The sequence below is a fragment of the Pseudoneobacillus rhizolycopersici genome (assembly GCF_054786815.1).
In genome coordinates, this window is record NZ_JBTOOE010000246.1 from 1 (window position 1) to 231 (window position 231).

The following is a 231-nucleotide window of genomic DNA, read 5'->3' on the forward strand; positions in this document are numbered from 1 at the left end:
CTCAGCTGGGAGAGCGCCTGCCTTGCACGCAGGAGGTCAGGGGTTCGATCCCCCTTGACTCCACCAAAATTTTGTTTTTGCAAAATAGATAAAAACATGTTGACAACATATTAAAATGTTGTTAATATGTAAAAGTTGCTCTTTGAAAACTAAACAACCAAACATTAACAAACTTCTTTTTTTAAAAAGAAAACAAGCCAGATTAACTTTTTGAGCTTTTATCAACTCTTT

Annotated in this window: 1 protein-coding gene; it reads right to left on the bottom strand. The window is 35.1% G+C overall.

Features of this window, described 5'->3' with window-relative positions:
* Positions 1–36: 36 nt before the first annotated feature.
* Positions 37–231 (bottom strand): hypothetical protein (locus ACX9YW_RS23610; protein WP_460351249.1); only part of this gene is annotated, 195 nt, incomplete at its 5' end.